General features: G+C 59.8%; 14 protein-coding genes and 1 tRNA gene. 14 read left to right on the plus strand and 1 reads right to left on the minus strand.

Features of this window, described 5'->3' with window-relative positions; translation table 11 throughout:
• Positions 1 to 28: 28 nt before the first annotated feature.
• Positions 29 to 1,399 carry a carbohydrate porin gene (locus tag ACJ8M3_RS20125; protein WP_407028793.1) on the plus strand — a complete coding sequence of 457 codons (1,371 nt, stop codon included), beginning with the start codon at positions 29 to 31 and terminating at the stop codon, positions 1,397 to 1,399.
• Here ACJ8M3_RS20125 and ACJ8M3_RS20130 read toward each other — a convergent pair whose 3' ends face one another.
• On the minus strand, positions 1,400 to 1,999 hold the full coding sequence (locus ACJ8M3_RS20130) for an HD domain-containing protein (protein WP_033652280.1): 600 nt from the start codon (positions 1,997 to 1,999) through the stop codon (positions 1,400 to 1,402).
• A gap of 97 nt (positions 2,000 to 2,096) precedes the next feature.
• Here ACJ8M3_RS20130 and ACJ8M3_RS20135 point away from each other — a divergent pair, with 97 nt between their 5' ends.
• The 13 genes from ACJ8M3_RS20135 to dppF all read left to right on the plus strand — a co-directional run bounded on the left by ACJ8M3_RS20135 (position 2,097) and on the right by dppF (position 17,354).
• Complete coding sequence (locus ACJ8M3_RS20135; RefSeq protein ID WP_033645067.1) at positions 2,097 to 2,561, plus strand: MarR family winged helix-turn-helix transcriptional regulator; 465 nt, start codon at positions 2,097 to 2,099, stop codon at positions 2,559 to 2,561.
• A 160-nt stretch (positions 2,562 to 2,721) separates the two neighbouring features.
• Positions 2,722 to 3,147 carry an organic hydroperoxide resistance protein gene (locus tag ACJ8M3_RS20140; RefSeq protein ID WP_004934114.1) on the plus strand — a complete coding sequence of 142 codons (426 nt, stop codon included), beginning with the start codon at positions 2,722 to 2,724 and terminating at the stop codon, positions 3,145 to 3,147.
• Between the two features lie 226 nt (positions 3,148 to 3,373).
• Entirely contained in the window at positions 3,374 to 5,068 is a 1,695-nt protein-coding gene (gene eptB, locus ACJ8M3_RS20145) for a kdo(2)-lipid A phosphoethanolamine 7''-transferase (protein ID WP_033645066.1), read from the plus strand.
• Positions 5,069 to 5,187: 119 nt separating this feature from the next.
• Positions 5,188 to 5,778 carry a transcriptional regulator UhpA gene (gene uhpA, locus ACJ8M3_RS20150; protein WP_047573183.1) on the plus strand — a complete coding sequence of 197 codons (591 nt, stop codon included), beginning with the start codon at positions 5,188 to 5,190 and terminating at the stop codon, positions 5,776 to 5,778.
• Complete coding sequence (uhpB, locus tag ACJ8M3_RS20155; RefSeq protein ID WP_033652277.1) at positions 5,775 to 7,319, plus strand: signal transduction histidine-protein kinase/phosphatase UhpB; 1,545 nt, start codon at positions 5,775 to 5,777, stop codon at positions 7,317 to 7,319. The genes uhpA and uhpB overlap by 4 nt, the downstream gene beginning before the upstream one ends.
• Before the next feature lie 95 nt (positions 7,320 to 7,414).
• Positions 7,415 to 8,746: an MFS transporter gene (locus ACJ8M3_RS20160; RefSeq protein ID WP_089197573.1), complete on the plus strand. Its 1,332-nt coding sequence runs from the start codon at positions 7,415 to 7,417 to the stop codon at positions 8,744 to 8,746.
• A gap of 120 nt (positions 8,747 to 8,866) precedes the next feature.
• A tRNA-Pro gene (locus tag ACJ8M3_RS20165) sits at positions 8,867 to 8,943 on the plus strand.
• Positions 8,944 to 9,369: 426 nt separating this feature from the next.
• On the plus strand, positions 9,370 to 11,061 hold the full coding sequence (locus tag ACJ8M3_RS20170) for a glycosyl hydrolase family 18 protein (RefSeq protein WP_049198206.1): 1,692 nt from the start codon (positions 9,370 to 9,372) through the stop codon (positions 11,059 to 11,061).
• Between the two features lie 601 nt (positions 11,062 to 11,662).
• The gene (gene dppA / locus ACJ8M3_RS20175) at positions 11,663 to 13,270 is read left to right on the plus strand and encodes a dipeptide ABC transporter periplasmic-binding protein DppA (RefSeq protein ID WP_042783430.1); all 1,608 of its coding nucleotides are present in this window, start codon (positions 11,663 to 11,665) and stop codon (positions 13,268 to 13,270) included.
• Positions 13,271 to 13,438: 168 nt separating this feature from the next.
• Complete coding sequence (gene dppB / locus ACJ8M3_RS20180) at positions 13,439 to 14,458, plus strand: dipeptide ABC transporter permease DppB (RefSeq protein WP_033645060.1); 1,020 nt, start codon at positions 13,439 to 13,441, stop codon at positions 14,456 to 14,458.
• An 11-nt stretch (positions 14,459 to 14,469) separates the two neighbouring features.
• Positions 14,470 to 15,372: a dipeptide ABC transporter permease DppC gene (gene dppC, locus ACJ8M3_RS20185; RefSeq protein WP_033645059.1), complete on the plus strand. Its 903-nt coding sequence runs from the start codon at positions 14,470 to 14,472 to the stop codon at positions 15,370 to 15,372.
• A 15-nt stretch (positions 15,373 to 15,387) separates the two neighbouring features.
• Positions 15,388 to 16,368 carry a dipeptide ABC transporter ATP-binding protein gene (dppD, locus tag ACJ8M3_RS20190; RefSeq protein WP_033645058.1) on the plus strand — a complete coding sequence of 327 codons (981 nt, stop codon included), beginning with the start codon at positions 15,388 to 15,390 and terminating at the stop codon, positions 16,366 to 16,368.
• Positions 16,365 to 17,354, plus strand: a complete 990-nt coding sequence (gene dppF, locus ACJ8M3_RS20195; RefSeq protein ID WP_015376237.1) for a dipeptide ABC transporter ATP-binding subunit DppF — start codon at positions 16,365 to 16,367, stop codon at positions 17,352 to 17,354. The genes dppD and dppF overlap by 4 nt, the downstream gene beginning before the upstream one ends.
• Positions 17,355 to 17,579: the final 225 nt, after the last annotated feature.

The raw sequence follows: 17,579 nt of genomic DNA on the forward strand, positions 1-17,579 counted from the left end.
AATGATGAAAAGCTTATTACCTCGTTCCATGACCCTGGCGGCGCTGGCGCTGCTCTGTAGCCAGGCGCAGGCGGAAACGCTGCAAACCGGCAAGGACGTTGAAGCTCCCACCGCCAAATGGGAAGGGGTGGCGCTCGGCTTTGAACCGCCGCAGCCTTGGCTGTTGGGGGATATGCTGGGGATCAGGCCGATCCTGGAGGATCACGGTTTCCACTATAATCTCGGCTACCTCAGCCAGCTGTCGTATAACGCCGGCGGCGGTTACAACCACGATAAACAGGCGTCGTACATCGACCAATTTTCGCTGACCTTCAGCCAGGATCTGCAGGCGCTGACCGGCATTCCGGACGCGGCGATCGAAGGCAATATCGTCAACCGCAACCATGACAACAACCTGACCCGCGATCGGCTGCAGGATCCGCGCGTCGGCCTGACCGATCTGTCGCAGGAGAGCTTTGGCGGGCAGTCGATCACCCGGCTGGGCTGGTTGACCTTCAGCCGTTCCTTCCTCGACAGCCGGCTGCAATGGCGCATCGGCATGATGAACAAGGTGCAGGATTTCGATCAGATCATCCCCTGCGATTTTCAGACGCTGACGCTGTGCGGCGGCAAGTCCGCCAACTCGTTGACCTGGTACAACTGGAACGTGCATTACTGGGGCACCACGCTGCAATACAAGCTGACCGACGGCCTGACGCTCAAGGGCGGCGTGATGGAGCAGAACCCGAGCGCCCCCAGCCGCAGCCACGCCTGGAGTTGGTCCACCAAGGGCAGCAAAGGCTTCCTGCTGCCGATGGAGGTGGAGCTGAAAACCCACGCCGTCAACCAGCTGCCGGGGGTGTATAACCTGGGCGTGCTGTTCACCAACGCGCGCCAGAGCGATCTTTATGAAGGGGTATCCGGCGGGCCGGGCGCCAGCGATCCGCAGGGCTATCGCAGCCACGATCGCACCTGGTTCCTGTATACCGGTTTCAACCAGCAGGTGACGCGCCATGCGGATGACGTCAACCGTGGCCTGAGCGTGTTCTACAGCCTGGGGCTAGGGGATCAGCGCAGCAACTACCTGCACTGGTCCACTTCGACCGGCATCCGCTATCGCGGGCTGTTCGATGCGCGGCCGGACGACTGGCTGGGGCTGGGCGTTTCGGTAGTGAAACTGAGCGACCGCTATAAAGACAATCAGCGTTACCTCAACGAGATGAGCGGCATCAGCGATTATCACGATCCGAACTACCGGCCGGTGCCGGGCCACTCGGTGACGGCGGAGCTGTACTACCGCGTTAACGTCACGCCGTGGCTGCAGCTGCAGCCGGGCCTGCAATACTGGCATCATCCGGCGGGCGTCAGCGAAACGCAGGACGCCTGGGTGACGGCGTTGAAAACGGTGGTGACCTTCTGATCAGGCCGCGTCGTTCTCGCGGTAGCGCCGGCGTGCGTGCTCAAACCAGCTGGCCGGCACGTTGTGCGGCGGCTGCTGTAATCTGAGCAGCCCCTGTTCGACGATATGGCTGGCCTGGCGCCACAGCGTCGGGTCGCCTTCGGTCAGCACTTCCAGCAGGCGCTGTTTCTCGATCAGATAGGTTTGGGCGAAGTGGCTGTCGTAGTCCAGCAGCGAGCGGGTGTTGTCGATCAGATCCGCCAGTTTGATGGTTTTGGCCTGCGGCGATGCGCCGGCGCTGTGGCGCCGATCGCGGTTTTTACGCTCGAAGCGGTTGCCGTCCTCGGCGTGGCTGACGTTGGTTAACATCCGCACCAGCTCCGCTACCTGCGGCCCAAAGTGGCTTTCGATATCGCCGAGGGTGGTGGGCGTGTCTTCCACCGTGTCATGCAGCCAGGCGGCCGCCAGCATCTCTTCGGTGTGCGGCACGCTGCGTACCAGCTCCATGACCGCCTGCGGGTGGACGATGTACGGATCGTTGGTGTATTTGCGGCGCTGATCGATGGCCGCATGCGCCTTGGTGGCGTAGCGGCGCGCGCGTTCTGCAAGCGTATTCGTCATTTCCTTTCCCTCCCGGCATCCTCTGCATGAAAAAAATGTAGCATACCTCACAAGAAATAGCTTGCGATTACATCGTGCGCTATCTATATTCACTCACATGAAAAGCACCGATACCGAACAACCCAACGCGAAGAACCTGCTGCTGCTCGATCAGCAGCTCTGTTTCGCGCTGTACTCCGCCAACCTGGCGCTGCACAAAGTCTACCGCAAGCTGTTGAATCAGCTCGAGCTCACCTACCCGCAGTATCTGGTGATGATGGTGCTGTGGGAACGCGATCGGGTGACGGTATCGGATATCGGCGAGCGGCTGTTCCTCGATTCCGCCACGCTGACGCCGCTGCTGAAACGGCTGGAAACCGCCGGTTTGCTGGTGCGCTATCGCGCCACTACCGACGAGCGCCAGGTGATCATCGCGCTCACCGAAGCCGGCCGCGCGCTGCGTGAACGGGCGCAGTCGGTGCCCGAGGCGGTGATGTGCGCCACCGACTGCAGCCTGGACGAGATCGTCTCGCTCAAACAGCAGCTGGAAAAGCTGCGCGGCAGCCTGATCGATCAGATTTGACCCACCGACGCCGGACGCAAGAACGGCAGGGGTGGTCTACACTGGTTAATAAGCGTCAAAAATAAGTAGTGCACGATTTAATCGTAAAAGATATATATGTGACCGGCTACCCCTCGCGGGGGCCGTTGTCATCTCGCCAACCAGCAAGAAGGAATGAACGATGTCTATTGAGAAAGTGGTTTACCGCGCTCACGCCACCGCAACCGGCGGCCGCGACGGCCGTGCAACCTCCTCCGACGGCGTGTTGGACGTGAAACTGGGCGTACCGAAAGAGATGGGCGGCGCCGGCGGCGAAGTCACCAACCCCGAGCAGCTATTCGCCGCCGGTTACTCGGCCTGTTTCCTCGGCGCGTTGAAGTTTGTCGCGGCGAAAGAAAAGGTCAAAATCCCGGCCGAAGCGAAGATCGACGGCACCGTCGGCATCGGTGAAATCCCGAACGGCTTCGGCATCGAAGTGCAGCTGGATATTTCGCTGCCGGGCATCGAGCGCAGCGTGGCGGAAGATCTGGTGAAAAAGGCGCACGTGGTGTGCCCGTATTCCAACGCCACCCGCGGCAATATCGACGTTACGCTGAACGTTAAGTAAGTTTTTTGCCGACACCATGGAAAAAATGGAGGGTTTATCCCTCCATTTTCTTTGATATCCCGTCTGAAAAGTGCTCAAAAAAGCGGTAAATTTTGCCCGTTTTGTGAGAATTCTCTTGATTATTACTCGCAAAATAACGCTTATTGCCGGTTGGCTGAACCAGAAGCCGCAATCAGTGTCTGACTGAGTCAGAACCGCTACACCGTCCCCGGAGCCACCGCGTTACATGAACAAAGTTAAATCGCTATCACAGCAGAATTTATCGTTATTGTTAGCGATCTATATCGGCATCTTTCTAAACCTGTCCGTTTTTTATCGCCGTTTTGATTCGCTGGCGCACGGCATTCAGGGAATTAAGCTTATTTCGGCGGTGACGGAAGTCATCGCTATCGTCCTGTTCACGTTCTTCATCATGCGGCTGGTATCGCTCGGCGGCCGGCTGTTTTATCGCATCGTCGCCTCGCTGCTGGTGCTGATTTCGGTTGCCGCCAGCTACTACATGACGTTTTTCAACGTGGTGATCGGCTACGGCATCGTGGTGTCGGTGATGACCACCGATATCGATCTGTCGAAAGAGGTGGTGGGCCTGCATTTCGTGCTGTGGATGGTGGCGCTCAGCGCCTTGCCGCTGCTGCTGATCTGGAAAAACAGCCTGCGCTTCACCCTGATCGAACAGCTGAAAACCCCCGGTCACCGCATCAAACCGCTGCTGGTGTTGTTGGCGGTGGTAGCGTTGGTCTGGCTGCCGCTGCGCATGCTGGACGACGAGCAAAGCGTGCAGGAGAAGCTCGCCAACGTCGATCTGCCGAGCTACGGCGGCGTGGTGGCGCACTCGTACCTGCCGTCTAACTGGCTGTCGGCGCTGGGGCTGTTCGCCTATACCCGCTATGACGAAAGTCAGGATCAGAGCACACTGTTCGATCCGGGCAAACACTTTACCTATGTGCCGCCGGCGGACATCGACGATACCTACGTGGTGTTCATCATCGGCGAGACCACGCGCTGGGATCACATGGGCATGCTGGGCTACGAGCGCGACACTACCCCGCGCCTGTCGAAAGAGAAGAATCTGGTGGCGTTCCGCGGCGAGTCGTGCGACACCGCCACCAAGCTGTCGCTGCGCTGCATGTTCGTGCGCGAAGGCGGCACCGAGGACAACCCGCAGCGCACGCTGAAAGAGCAAAACGTGTTCGCGGTGATGAAGGAACTGGGCTTCTCTTCCGAGCTGTTCGCCATGCAGAGTGAGGTGTGGTTCTACAACAACACCGAGGTGAACAACTATTCGTTCCGCGAGATGATCGCGTCCGAGAAGCGCAACGACGGCAAGGCGGTCGACGATATGCTGCTGGTGGACGAAATGAAGGAGTCGCTGGCGCGTTATCCGAAGGGCAAACACCTGGTGATCCTGCATACCAAAGGCTCGCACTACCTGTACTCGCAGCGTTATCCGCGCAGCTATGCGCGCTATCAGCCGGAGTGCATGGGGGTGGATGACTCCTGCACCAAGGCGCAGCTGATCAACGCCTTCGACAATACGGTGCTGTATACCGACAGCTTTATCAGTAATGTGATCGACCAGGTGCGGGACAAGAAGGCCATCGTGTTCTATGCCGCCGATCACGGCGAGTCGATCGGCGAGAATACGCACCTGCACGGCACGCCGCGCGAAATGGCGCCGCCGGAACAATTCCGCGTGCCGATGATGGTGTGGGCGTCGGACAAGTTCCTCGAGAACCCGCAGCACCTCAGCGCCTTTGAGCAACTGCAGGCGCAGCAACGCATCGGCAGAACGCATCGCCACGTCGAGCTGTTCGACACCATCCTCGGTTGCCTCGGCTACACCTCGCCGAACGGCGGCATCGTGGATAAAAACAACTGGTGCCATCTCCCGCAGAATAAAACGGCACCTGCCAGCCTGTAATCCCTCCCGCCGGGTGCCTTGCGCACCCGGTAATTTCCGCCAATACATTCTCTTCATCAATTATTCCGGTGTGTGCATACGGTATACTTGCGCACTTCCCCTTCTAACCGGAGATTTCCATGACCCTGCGCGTGGCGTTTATCGACGATCATGACATTGTGCGTTCGGGCTTTGTGCAGCTGCTGTCGCTGGAGGCCGATATTCAGGTAGTGGGCGAGTTCAGCAGCGCGGCGCAGGCGCGCGCCGGCCTGCCGGGGCTGGAGGCGGAAATCTGCATTTGCGACATTTCGATGCCCGACGGCAGCGGGCTGGATCTGCTGGCGGACATTCCCTCCGGCATCCGCGTGGTGATGCTGTCGATGCACGATAATCCGGCGCTGGTGGAAATGGCGCTGGAACGCGGCGCCAGCGGCTTTCTCTCCAAGCGCTGCAAGCCGGAAGATCTGATCACCGCCGTGCGCACCGTCGCCGGCGGCGGCGTCTATCTGATGCCGGAAATCGCCCAGCAGCTGGCGCGGGTGAGGGTCGATCCGTTGACCCGCCGCGAGCGCGAGATCGCGCTATTGCTGGCGCAGGGCCAGGAGGTGCGCGAGATTGCCGCCGCGCTGGGGCTGTCGCCGAAGACGGTGCATGTGCATCGCGCCAACCTGTTCGCCAAGCTGGGCATCACCAATAACGTTGAGCTGGCCAGACGGATGCTGAACCTGTGACGCAGCGTCTGATCACCCAGCTGGCGCTGTTCTTCATTTATGCCGCCAGCGCATTTTGCCTGTGGGGCATCGGCACCGCGCTGATCGACCCGCCCTGGCAGGCGCTGTTGCTGTTCCCGTTCGGCCTGCGCATGGGCATTTTGCTGCAGAGCCCGTACCGTTTCTGGCCGGGGATCCTGCTGGCCGACCTGCTGCTGATGGCGCTGCTGGCGGACCAGTACGGCTACGGCCCGGCGCTGTGGGCGTCGGTGGCGGTGCTGGTGCTGACGGTGCTGCTCAGCCTGCTGGCCTCGCCGTGGCTGTTGCGCCATCAGCAGAGCGACAGCGAATGGCGCTGGCCGCTGTTGCAGGGCGCGGTGGTGGCCGCCGCCGCTTTGCTGCAGGCGCTTGTGTGGCAGCTGGTGAGCGGCGAAGGCGCCCGCGCGCTGCTGCTCGGCCTGACCGGCGGTTTCACCATCGCGCCGACCTGCCTGCTGTTGTGGCACTATCTGGCGCGCCAAATCTGGGTGCCGCTGGAGCCGGGGCTGATCCACAAGCCGGTGGAGCTGCGCCTGGGCCACCTGGCCAGTTATCTGCTGCTGTTTGCATTCAGCATCTGGCTGCAGCAGCAGGTTAACGCCGCCGAGCTGCGCCGCTTTGCGCCTTTCTGCCTGGCGATCCCGATCGTGTTCATGTCTTACCGTTATGGCTGGCAGGGCGCGCTGTTGGCGACGCTGCTCAACGGCGTGGCGTTGATGGTCAACGAGCCGCCGCAGCCCGAGTCGCACCGCGACTTGCTGTTGTCGCTGCTGGCCCAGAGCCTGACCGGGCTGCTGCTGGGCGCCGGTATTCAGCGCCAGCGCGAACTGAATCAGCAGCTGCGGCTGCGGCTGGCGGAGAACCGGCAGCTGGCGCGGGCGCTGGTGACGGCGGAGGAACAAACCCGGCGCGAGGTGGCGCGCGAGCTGCACGATGAAGTGGGGCAGACCATCACCGTGATCCGCACACAGGCCAGCATCGTTAAACGCCTGGCGCCGGAGCCGGCGGTGATCGGCTGCGCCGACACCATCGATGCGTTAGCGCTGCGGGTATACGATGGGGTGCACGATGTGCTGACCCAGCTGTGGCCGGCGGCGCTGAACAACCTGCCGCTGTCGGCGGCGGTGGCGGCGATGCTGCGGGAGTCGCTGCCGCAGGACGCCTCGTTGGTGAGCAGCATGCAGTGGCAGGTGCCGGACGAACTGCTGGATGAAACGCTGAAAATCACGCTGTACCGGGTGTGCCAGGAAGGGGTGACCAATGTGTGCCGCCACGCCGGCGCCAGCCGCCTGGAATTGGACGCGCGTCTGCAGCCGCGCAAAGGCGCCGCGCCGCAGATTGCCTTGACCATCCGCGATAACGGCGTGGGCTTCGATGCGGACCACCATCAGCCGGGGTACGGCCTGCGCGGCATGCAGGAGCGCATCAGCGCTCTCGGCGGCAGCCTGCGGCTCACCTCTGAGCGGGGCGCCTGTTTGAGTGTGATCTTGCCCACAGTTTCACCGGCGCAAGCGCAAAACTAGGAAAAACTCCTAACCGCGTCGGGAATCCGGCGTAAGCCTCCCGCGCGCGCGGGGAGCATCATAGCGGCACTTTATTCAATCCTCTGAGGTTCCACATGTGGTCTTTCCTTAAAAGCCGCCCGGATGCGCCGCAGGTCACCGATCAACTGCAGATCGACGCCAGCTACAAATACTGGCGCATCCAGTTGATGTGCACCATGTACATCGGCTACGCCGCGTTTTACTTCACGCGCAAAAGCTTCAACTTCATCATGCCGGCGATGCTGAGCGATCTGGGCCTGACGATGTCCGACGTCGGCATCCTCGGCACGCTGTTCTACATCACCTACGGCTGCTCGAAATTCATTTCCGGCATGATCAGCGATCGCTCCAACCCGCGTTACTTTATGGGGCTGGGCCTGATCATGACCGGGGTGCTGAATATCTTCTTCGGCCTCAGTTCGTCGCTGCTGATGCTCGGCACGCTGTGGATCCTCAATGCCTTCTTCCAGGGCTGGGGCTGGCCGCCGTGCTCCAAAATCCTCACCAGCTGGTATTCGCGCTCCGAGCGCGGCAGCTGGTGGGCGATTTGGAACACTTCGCACAACGTCGGCGGCGCGCTGATCCCGCTGCTGGTGGGCTTTATCTCGCTGCACTTCAGCTGGCGTTACGGCATGATCATCCCCGGCATCATCGGCGTGGTGCTCGGCCTGCTGATGTGCTGGCGCCTGCGCGACAAGCCCTCCACCCTGGGGCTGCCGAGCGTCGGCAAATGGCGCAACGACGCCATGGAACTGGTGCAGGAATCGGAAGGCCAGGGGCTGAGCAACCGCGAGATCATCAAGCGCTACGTGCTGACCAACAAGTACATCTGGCTGCTGGCGGTCTCTTACGTGCTGGTGTACATCGTGCGCACCGCGATCAACGACTGGGGCAACCTCTACCTGACGCAGGAAAAGGGCTATTCGCTGATGACCGCCAACTCGGCCATTTCGCTGTTTGAAGTGGGCGGCTTTATCGGTTCGCTGGTGGCCGGTTGGGGTTCCGACAAGCTGTTCCGCGGCAACCGCGGCCCGATGAACCTGATCTTCGCCATCGGCATCTTCCTGTCGGTGGCGGCGCTGTGGCTGATGCCGGGCGTCACCTACCTGCTGCAGGCCTGCTGCTTCTTCGCCATCGGCTTCTTCATCTTCGGCCCGCAGATGCTGATCGGCATGGCGGCGGCGGAGTGCTCGCATAAAGATGCGGCGGGCGCGGCGACCGGTTTCGTCGGCCTGTTCGCCTACCTGGGCGCGGCGCTGTCCGGCTACCCGATCGCGCGGGTGATGGAAATCTGGCACTGGAACGGTTTCTTTGTGGTGATTTCCATCGCCGCCTGCCTGTCGGCGCTGTTCCTGCTGCCGTTCCTGCGTGCGCAGACGCCGGTGCTGAAAACCGCCAAAGCCTGAGTAAAATGCGCTGCGCAACCCCCGGCGCAGCGCATTATGGCGCTTTTATCACCACTTGAAATGCAGGGGAAAAAAAGTGATTGACGCCTATAACCGCCAGCAGTAAGATGCGCCCCGCATCGGCGAGTAGCGCAGCTTGGTAGCGCAACTGGTTTGGGACCAGTGGGTCGGAGGTTCGAATCCTCTCTCGCCGACCACCATTCGAAAAACCTGCTTTTAAAGCAGGTTTTTTTTCGCCTGCGGTTTATGAGGATGAGCACCTCCTACGATACGACCGGCTTCGCTTTATGGCACGTGTCAATCCGCCAGCCTCGTGAAATATATTTATCCTTTACGCTTAATTAATTCAAACTCCTTATTCCAGTTAGGTTCTTTTTCTCATATTTAAATAAATTCACTCTTGCTGAATAAAACCCAGTTGATAGCGCTCTTGTTTTTACGCCTTTTTTATTTATAGTCTGAATGTACGCGGCGGGAATGATTTTTTTCCGTTACGTGGAAAAACGCTGTTTTTATTTGTTGACTTTAATCTTCGTGGATTATTGCGGAATTTTTTCGCTTCGGCAATGCGTAGCGACGATTAACTCTTTTATGTTTATCCTCTCGGAATAAAGGAATCAGTTATGCGCAAATTTAATAAACCGCTGTTGGCGCTGTTGATCGGCAGCACGCTGTGTTCTGCGGCGCAGGCCGCCGCACCGGGCAAGCCGACCATCGCCTGGGGCAACACCAAGTTCGCTATCGTCGAAGTCGATCAGGCGGCCACCGCTTATAATAATCTGGTGAAGGTAAAAAATGCCGCCGACGTTTCGGTCTCCTGGAATTTATGGAATGGCGACACCGGCACGACGGCAAAAATTTTATTAAATGGCAAAGAGGCGTGGAGCGGTCCTTCAACCGGATCTTCCGGTACGGCGAATTTTAAAGTGAATAAAGGTGGCCGTTATCAAATGCAGGTAGCGTTGTGCAATGCCGACGGCTGCACCGCCAGCGACGCCACCGAAATTGTGGTAGCCGACACCGACGGCAGCCATTTGGCGCCGTTGAAAGAGCCGCTGCTGGAAAAGAACAAACCTTATAAACAAAACTCCGGCAAAGTCGTCGGTTCTTATTTCGTCGAGTGGGGCGTTTACGGGCGCAATTTCACCGTTGACAAGATCCCGGCGCAAAACCTGACCCACCTGCTGTACGGCTTTATCCCGATCTGCGGTGGCAACGGCATCAACGACAGCCTGAAAGAGATCGAAGGCAGTTTCCAGGCATTGCAGCGCTCCTGTCAGGGCCGCGAGGACTTCAAAGTCTCGATCCACGATCCGTTTGCCGCGCTGCAAAAAGCGCAGAAGGGCGTCACCGCCTGGGATGACCCCTACAAGGGCAACTTCGGCCAGCTGATGGCGCTGAAGCAGGCGCGCCCTGACCTGAAAATCCTGCCGTCGATCGGCGGCTGGACGCTGTCTGACCCGTTCTTCTTCATGGGCGACAAGGTGAAGCGCGATCGCTTCGTCGGCTCGGTGAAAGAGTTCCTGCAGACCTGGAAGTTCTTCGACGGCGTGGATATCGACTGGGAGTTCCCGGGCGGCAAAGGCGCCAACCCGAATCTGGGCAGCCCTCAGGACGGGGAAACTTATGTGCTGCTGATGAAAGAACTGCGGGCGATGCTGGATCAGCTGTCGGCGGAAACCGGCCGCAAGTATGAGCTGACCTCCGCCATCAGCGCCGGCAAGGACAAGATCGACAAGGTGGCATACAACGTCGCGCAAAACTCGATGGATCACATCTTCCTGATGAGCTACGACTTCTACGGCGCCTTCGATCTGAAAAACCTGGGGCATCAGACCGCGCTGAATGCGCCGGCCTGGAAACCGGACACCGCCTACACCACGGTGAACGGCGTGAATGCGCTGCTGGCGCAGGGCGTCAAGCCGGGCAAGATCGTGGTCGGCACCGCCATGTATGGCCGCGGTTGGACCGGGGTGAACGGCTACCAGAACAACATTCCGTTCACCGGCACCGCCACCGGGCCGGTCAAAGGCACCTGGGAGAACGGCATCGTGGACTACCGCCAGATCGCCAGCCAGTTCATGAGCGGCGAGTGGCAGTACACCTACGACGCCACGGCGGAAGCGCCCTACGTGTTCAAACCTTCCACCGGCGATCTGATCACCTTTGACGATGCCCGCTCGGTGCAGGCCAAAGGCAAGTACGTGTTGGATAAGCAGCTGGGCGGCCTGTTCTCCTGGGAGATCGACGCGGACAACGGCGATATTCTCAACAGCATGAACGCCAGCCTGGGCAACAGCGCCGGCGTTCAATAATCGGTTGCAGTGCGTTGCCGGGGGATATCCTTTCGCCCCCGGCTTTTTCGCCGCCGAAAGTTTTTTTACGCCGCACAGATTGTGGGCCTGCCCGGCGAAAAATGCGCTCATCGGACTCACCCTTTTGGGTAATCCTTCAGCATTTCCTTCTGTCTTTAACGGCGATCACAAAAATAACCGTTCAGATATTCATCGTTCAGCAACAAAGTTTTGGGGTTTTTTAGCGGAGTTTAAAACCAGTAAATTTATCAGGGTCAGACCAATGCGCTAAAAATGACCGCTTAGCATAAATTTTCATGCTGGAACTGTTAACAAAAGGTTTTTTTTATGTTTGTTTGCTGTTTCTCACAGTCTGCGTAAATCCCCACTGGTTATATTGACGACACCCCAAACAGTTGGCAACTTGATAGCCTCAGGGGTAAGAGCGAGAGTTGTTTGAGTGAATTCCACGCGCTCAGACGTCCCCGTCGCGATGCGTTCCATCCGGCATCCTCTCATCGTACGCCTTCTGCCTTCGGGCGCTGACCGCACAGGCCACGCAATAAAAAATACAGGTCTGGCGGCAATTACACACATCACATCACACAATGGAGCACTAACGATGACACGTTCCTTGGGTAAATCGGGGGTTCTGAAATTCGGCATTGGGCTGATCGCGCTGACCGTGGCGGCCAGCGTACAGGCCAAGACGTTGGTTTACTGTTCTGAAGGTTCCCCGGAAGGGTTCAACCCGCAGCTGTTCACCTCCGGCACCACCTACGACGCCAGTTCGGTACCGATCTACAACCGCCTGGTCGAATTCAAAGTCGGCACCACCGAACTGCAGCCGGGCCTGGCTGAGAAGTGGGACGTCAGCGAAGACGGCAAAACCTATACCTTCCACCTGCGCAAAGGCGTGAAGTGGCAGAGCAGCAAAGATTTCAAACCGACGCGCGACTTCAACGCCGACGACGTGGTGTTCTCCTTCGAACGCCAGTTGGATGCCAATAACGCCTACCACAAAGTGTCCGGCGGCAGTTACGAATACTTTGAAGGCATGGACATGCCGAAGCTGATCGCCAAGATCGAAAAAGTAGACGACAACACCGTGCGTTTCGTGCTGAACCGCCCGGAGGCGCCGTTCCTGGCTGACCTGGGCATGGACTTCGCGTCCATCCTGTCCGCCGAATACGCTGACGTCATGATGAAAGCCGGTACGCCGGAAAAAGTCGACCTGAACCCGATCGGCACCGGCCCGTTCCAGCTGCTGCAATACCAGAAAGACTCCAAAATCCTGTACAAGGCGTTCGACGGTTTCTGGGGCACCAAGCCGAAGATCGATCGCCTGGTGTTCTCCATCACGCCTGACGCTTCCGTGCGTTACGCCAAGCTGCAGAAAAACGAATGCCAGGTGATGCCGTTCCCGAACCCGGCCGATATCGCCCGCATGAAGCAGGACAAATCCATCAACCTGATGGAGCAGCCGGGGCTGAACGTGGGTTACCTGTCGTTCAACACCGAGAAAAAACCGCTGGATAACGTGAAGGTGCGTCAGGCGTTGACCATGGCGGTCAACAAGCAGGCGATCATCGACGCGGTTTATCAGGGCGCGGGCCAGGCGGCCAAGAACCTGATCCCGCCGACCATGTGGGGCTATAACGACGCGGTGCAGGATTACGCTTACGATCCGGCCAAGGCGAAAGAACTGCTGAAAGAAGCGGGCATGGCCGATGGTTTCAGCATCGACCTGTGGGCGATGCCGGTACAGCGTCCTTACAACCCGAACGCGCGCCGCATGGCGGAAATGATCCAGGCCGACTGGGCCAAGATCGGCGTGAAAGCCAAAATCGTGACCTATGAGTGGGGTGAATACCTCAAGCGCGCCAAAGCGGGCGAGCACCAGACGGTGATGATGGGCTGGACCGGCGACAACGGGGATCCGGACAACTTCTTCGCCACGCTGTTCAGCTGCGCGGCGGCGAAAGACGGCTCCAACTACTCCCGCTGGTGCTACAAGCCGTTTGAAGATCTGATTCAACCGGCGCGCGCCGAGTCCAACCACGACAAACGCATCGAACTGTACAAGCAGGCGCAGGTGGTGATGCACGATCAGGCTCCGGCGCTGATCGTCGCGCACTCCACCGTGTATGAGCCTGTGCGTAAGGAAGTGAAGGGCTACGTCGTGGATCCGCTCGGCAAGCATCACTTCGAGAATGTCTCTGTAGACTGATTCCGACCTAAACCGGAGATGCACGAATGGACTTGCAGGGGCGCAACAGGTTTGCGCCTCTGCTGACCAGTCTCCGGCGTATGGCCGTTGGATCGTTCAAAGGCATGTGAGCGTTAATAAGCCTGGCGGACGATGAGCTGCCGGGCATTGATACAGAGAGTTCGGGATATGTTGCAGTTCATACTCCGACGTTTGGGGTTAGTTATCCCAACGTTTATCGGCATTACATTGCTGACTTTTGCATTCGTCCATATGATCCCCGGCGACCCGGTGACCATCATGGCCGGGGAACGCGGTATCTCCGCCGAGCGCCACGCGCAGCTGATGGCGGAAATGGGGCTGGACAAGCCGCTCTATCAACAATACTTCTCCTATGTGTCCAACGTGCTGCACGGCGATCTGGGCACCTCACTCAAAAGCCGCATCTCCGTCTGGAGCGAGTTCGTTCCGCGCTTTCAGGCCACGCTGGAGCTGGGCCTGTGCGCGATGATCTTCGCGGTGCTGGTGGGCATCCCGGTCGGGGTGCTGGCGGCGGTCAAACGCGGCTCGGTCTTCGACCATACCGCGGTGGGCATCTCGCTGACCGGCTATTCGATGCCGATTTTCTGGTGGGGCATGATGCTGATCATGCTGGTGTCGGTGCAGCTTAACCTGACGCCGGTGTCGGGGCGCATCAGCGACACGGTATTCCTCGACGACAGCCACCCGCTGACCGGCTTCATGCTGATAGACACCCTGATCTGGGGCGAACCGGGCGACTTTATCGATGCGGTGATGCACATGATCCTGCCGGCCATCGTGCTGGGCACCATCCCGCTGGCGGTGATCGTGCGCATGACCCGCTCCTCGATGCTGGAGGTGTTGGGCGAAGACTATATCCGCACCGCGCGCGCCAAGGGCGTGAGCCGCATGCGGGTGATCGTCGTTCACGCGCTGCGCAACGCGCTGCTGCCGGTGGTGACGGTGATCGGGCTGCAGGTCGGCACCATGCTGGCCGGCGCCATTCTGACCGAAACCATCTTCTCCTGGCCGGGCCTGGGCCGCTGGCTGATCGACGCGCTGCAGCGCCGTGATTACCCGGTAGTGCAGGGCGGGGTGTTGCTGGTCGCCTGTATGATCATTCTGGTTAACCTGCTGGTAGACGTGCTCTACGGCGTGGTCAACCCGCGTATTCGCCACAAGAAATAAGGGGCGCTCTCATGTCTCAAATCACTGAGTCTGCAGTTAAAGGTGCGCCGAAGCCGATGACCCCGTTTCAGGAGTTCTGGCACTATTTCAAGCGCAATAAAGGGGCCGTGGTCGGCCTGGTGTATATCGTTTTGATGCTGGTGATCGCGCTCGGCGCCGGGGTGCTGGCGCCGCATGCGCCGGCGGACCAGTTCCGCGACGCGCTGCTCAAGCCGCCGGTGTGGCAGGAGGGCGGCAGTTGGCAATACATCCTGGGCACCGACGACGTGGGCCGCGACGTGCTGTCGCGCCTGATGTACGGCGCGCGCCTGTCGCTGCTGGTCGGTTGTCTGGTGGTGGTGCTGTCGCTGGTCATGGGCGTGGTGTTCGGCCTGCTGGCCGGCTACTTCGGCGGCGCGGTGGACGCGGTGATCATGCGCGTCGTCGACATCATGCTGGCCCTGCCGAGCCTGCTGCTGGCGCTGGTGCTGGTGGCGGTATTCGGACCGTCGATCGTCAACGCCTCGCTGGCGCTCACCTTCGTCGCCTTGCCGCACTATGTGCGTCTGACGCGCGCGGCGGTGCTGGCGGAGGTGAACCGCGATTACGTCACCGCTTCGCGGGTGGCGGGCGCCGGCGCGCTGCGTCAGATGTTCGTCAATATTCTGCCTAACTGCCTGGCGCCCTTGATCGTTCAGGCTTCTCTCGGTTTCTCGAACGCCATTCTCGACATGGCCGCTCTCGGCTTTCTGGGCATGGGCGCGCAACCGCCGACGCCGGAGTGGGGCACCATGCTCTCCGACGTGTTGCAGTTCGCGCAAAGCGCCTGGTGGGTAGTGACCTTCCCCGGCCTGGCGATCCTGCTGACGGTGCTGGCATTCAACCTGATGGGGGACGGTTTGCGTGACGCTCTCGACCCCAAACTCAAGCAGTAACAGAGGACGAGAGAGATGGCGTTATTGAATGTAGACAAGCTTTCGGTGCACTTCGGTGACGAAGGCACCCCGTTCCGCGCGGTAGACCGCATCAGTTACAGCGTGGATCAAGGTCAGGTGGTCGGCATCGTCGGTGAATCCGGCTCCGGCAAATCCGTCAGTTCGCTGGCGATCATGGGCCTGATCGATTTTCCCGGCAAAGTGATGGCCGACAAGCTGGAGTTCAACGGCCAGGACTTGCGCAAGATCTCCGAAAAAGAGCGTCGCCAGCTGGTGGGCTCCGAAGTGGCGATGATCTTCCAGGATCCGATGACCAGCCTGAACCCGTGCTACACCGTCGGTTATCAGATTATGGAGGCGCTGAAGGTGCATCAGGGCGGCAACCGCCGCACCCGCCGCCAGCGCGCTATCGACCTGCTGACGCAGGTGGGGATTCCCGATCCGGCCTCGCGGCTGGACGTGTACCCGCACCAGCTTTCCGGCGGCATGAGCCAGCGCGTGATGATCGCCATGGCTATCGCCTGTCGGCCGAAGCTGCTGATCGCCGATGAGCCGACGACCGCGCTCGACGTGACCATCCAGGCGCAGATCATCGAACTGCTGCTGGATCTGCAGCAGCGCGAGAACATGGCGCTGTTGCTGATCACCCACGATCTGGCGCTGGTGGCGGAAGCGGCGCATCACATCATCGTGATGTACGCCGGCCAGGTGGTGGAATCCGGCAAAGCGGCGGAGATTTTCCGCGCGCCGCGCCACCCGTACACCCAGGCGCTGCTGCGCGCGCTGCCGGAGTTCGCCGCCGACAAGGCGCGGCTGGCTTCGCTGCCGGGCGTGGTGCCGGGCAAATACGATCGCCCGACCGGCTGCCTGCTCAATCCGCGTTGTCCGTACGCCAACGAGCGCTGCCGTAACGAGGAGCCGGAACTGCGCAGCATTCCCGGCCGTCAGGTTAAATGTCACACACCGCTGGATGATGCGGGGAGGCCGACCGTATGAGCCAGAATCAACCTTTACTGCAGGCGATCGACCTGAAAAAGCATTACCCGGTGAAAAAGGGCCTGTTCGCGCCGGAGCGGCTGGTCAAGGCGCTGGACGGCGTGTCGTTCACTCTGGAGCGCGGTAAAACGCTGGCGGTGGTCGGTGAGTCGGGCTGCGGCAAATCCACGCTCGGCCGCCTGCTGACGATGATCGAAGTGCCGACCGGCGGCGAGCTGTACTACCAGGGACAGGATCTGCTGAAGCCGGACGTTTCCGCCGAGAAATTGCGGCGCCAGAAGATCCAAATCGTGTTCCAGAATCCTTACGGATCGCTCAACCCGCGCAAGAAGGTCGGGCAGATCCTCGAGGAGCCGCTGTTGATCAACACCTCGCTCAGCGCCGCCGAACGGCGGGAAAAAGCGCTGGAGATGATGGCGAAGGTCGGCCTGAAGACCGAGCATTACGATCGCTATCCGCACATGTTCTCCGGCGGCCAGCGTCAGCGTATCGCCATCGCCCGCGGGCTGATGTTGAATCCGGACGTGGTGATCGCCGATGAGCCGGTGTCGGCGTTGGACGTGTCGGTGCGCGCGCAGGTGCTGAACCTGATGATGGATCTGCAGCAGGAGCTGGGGCTGTCCTACGTGTTCATCTCGCACGATCTGTCGGTGGTGGAACACATCGCCGATGAAGTGATGGTGATGTACCTGGGCCGCTGCGTGGAAAAGGGCAGCAAAGAGGCGATCTTCAACAACCCGCGCCATCCGTACACCCAGGCGCTGCTGTCCGCGACGCCGCGGTTAAACCCGGATATGCGCCGCGAGCGCATCAAGCTGACCGGCGAACTGCCCAGCCCGATGAACCCGCCGCCGGGCTGCGCATTCAATGCCCGCTGCCGCCGCGCCTTCGGCACCTGCGTACAGCTGCAGCCGCAGCTGAAGCAGTACGGTGAGCAGATGGTGGCCTGTTTTGCGGTCGATCAGGACGAACATCCGGGGGCGTAAAGCGTCGGATTTCACCGCATAAACCCACGCCGGCTTAACGCCGGCGTTTTTTATTATTTAATCAATCAGTTAATCGAATCGCTTTTCAGGGCGTTATTGAACGCTTAACGAAAATCTGACGAATGCTTATTTTTATAGGAATTTTCGCAATGAATTAATAAGCGAATAAAAAATTTAACGGGTGGTGAGTAATAATATTTTTGCCAGATGTTTAACTTCGCCTTT

It is taken from the genome of Serratia sp. CY55921, assembly GCF_052167655.1.
Taxonomy (GTDB): Bacteria; Pseudomonadota; Gammaproteobacteria; order Enterobacterales; family Enterobacteriaceae; genus Serratia; species Serratia ureilytica.

Excerpts from the sequence above, each read along its gene's own strand:
- dppF (WP_015376237.1), top strand. The coding sequence starts at position 16,365 with ATGAGCCAGAATCAACCTTTACTGCAGGCGATCGACCTGAAAAAGCAT.
- ACJ8M3_RS20140 (WP_004934114.1), top strand. The coding sequence starts at position 2,722 with ATGTCTATTGAGAAAGTGGTTTACCGCGCTCACGCCACCGCAACCGGC.
- dppD (WP_033645058.1), top strand. The coding sequence starts at position 15,388 with ATGGCGTTATTGAATGTAGACAAGCTTTCGGTGCACTTCGGTGACGAA.
- eptB (WP_033645066.1), top strand. The coding sequence starts at position 3,374 with ATGAACAAAGTTAAATCGCTATCACAGCAGAATTTATCGTTATTGTTA.
- dppA (WP_042783430.1), top strand. The coding sequence starts at position 11,663 with ATGACACGTTCCTTGGGTAAATCGGGGGTTCTGAAATTCGGCATTGGG.
- ACJ8M3_RS20130 (WP_033652280.1), bottom strand. The coding sequence starts at position 1,999 with ATGACGAATACGCTTGCAGAACGCGCGCGCCGCTACGCCACCAAGGCG.
- ACJ8M3_RS20160 (WP_089197573.1), top strand. The coding sequence starts at position 7,415 with ATGTGGTCTTTCCTTAAAAGCCGCCCGGATGCGCCGCAGGTCACCGAT.
- ACJ8M3_RS20125 (WP_407028793.1), top strand. The coding sequence starts at position 29 with ATGACCCTGGCGGCGCTGGCGCTGCTCTGTAGCCAGGCGCAGGCGGAA.
- ACJ8M3_RS20170 (WP_049198206.1), top strand. The coding sequence starts at position 9,370 with ATGCGCAAATTTAATAAACCGCTGTTGGCGCTGTTGATCGGCAGCACG.
- uhpA (WP_047573183.1), top strand. The coding sequence starts at position 5,188 with ATGACCCTGCGCGTGGCGTTTATCGACGATCATGACATTGTGCGTTCG.
- dppC (WP_033645059.1), top strand. The coding sequence starts at position 14,470 with ATGTCTCAAATCACTGAGTCTGCAGTTAAAGGTGCGCCGAAGCCGATG.
- dppB (WP_033645060.1), top strand. The coding sequence starts at position 13,439 with ATGTTGCAGTTCATACTCCGACGTTTGGGGTTAGTTATCCCAACGTTT.
- ACJ8M3_RS20135 (WP_033645067.1), top strand. The coding sequence starts at position 2,097 with ATGAAAAGCACCGATACCGAACAACCCAACGCGAAGAACCTGCTGCTG.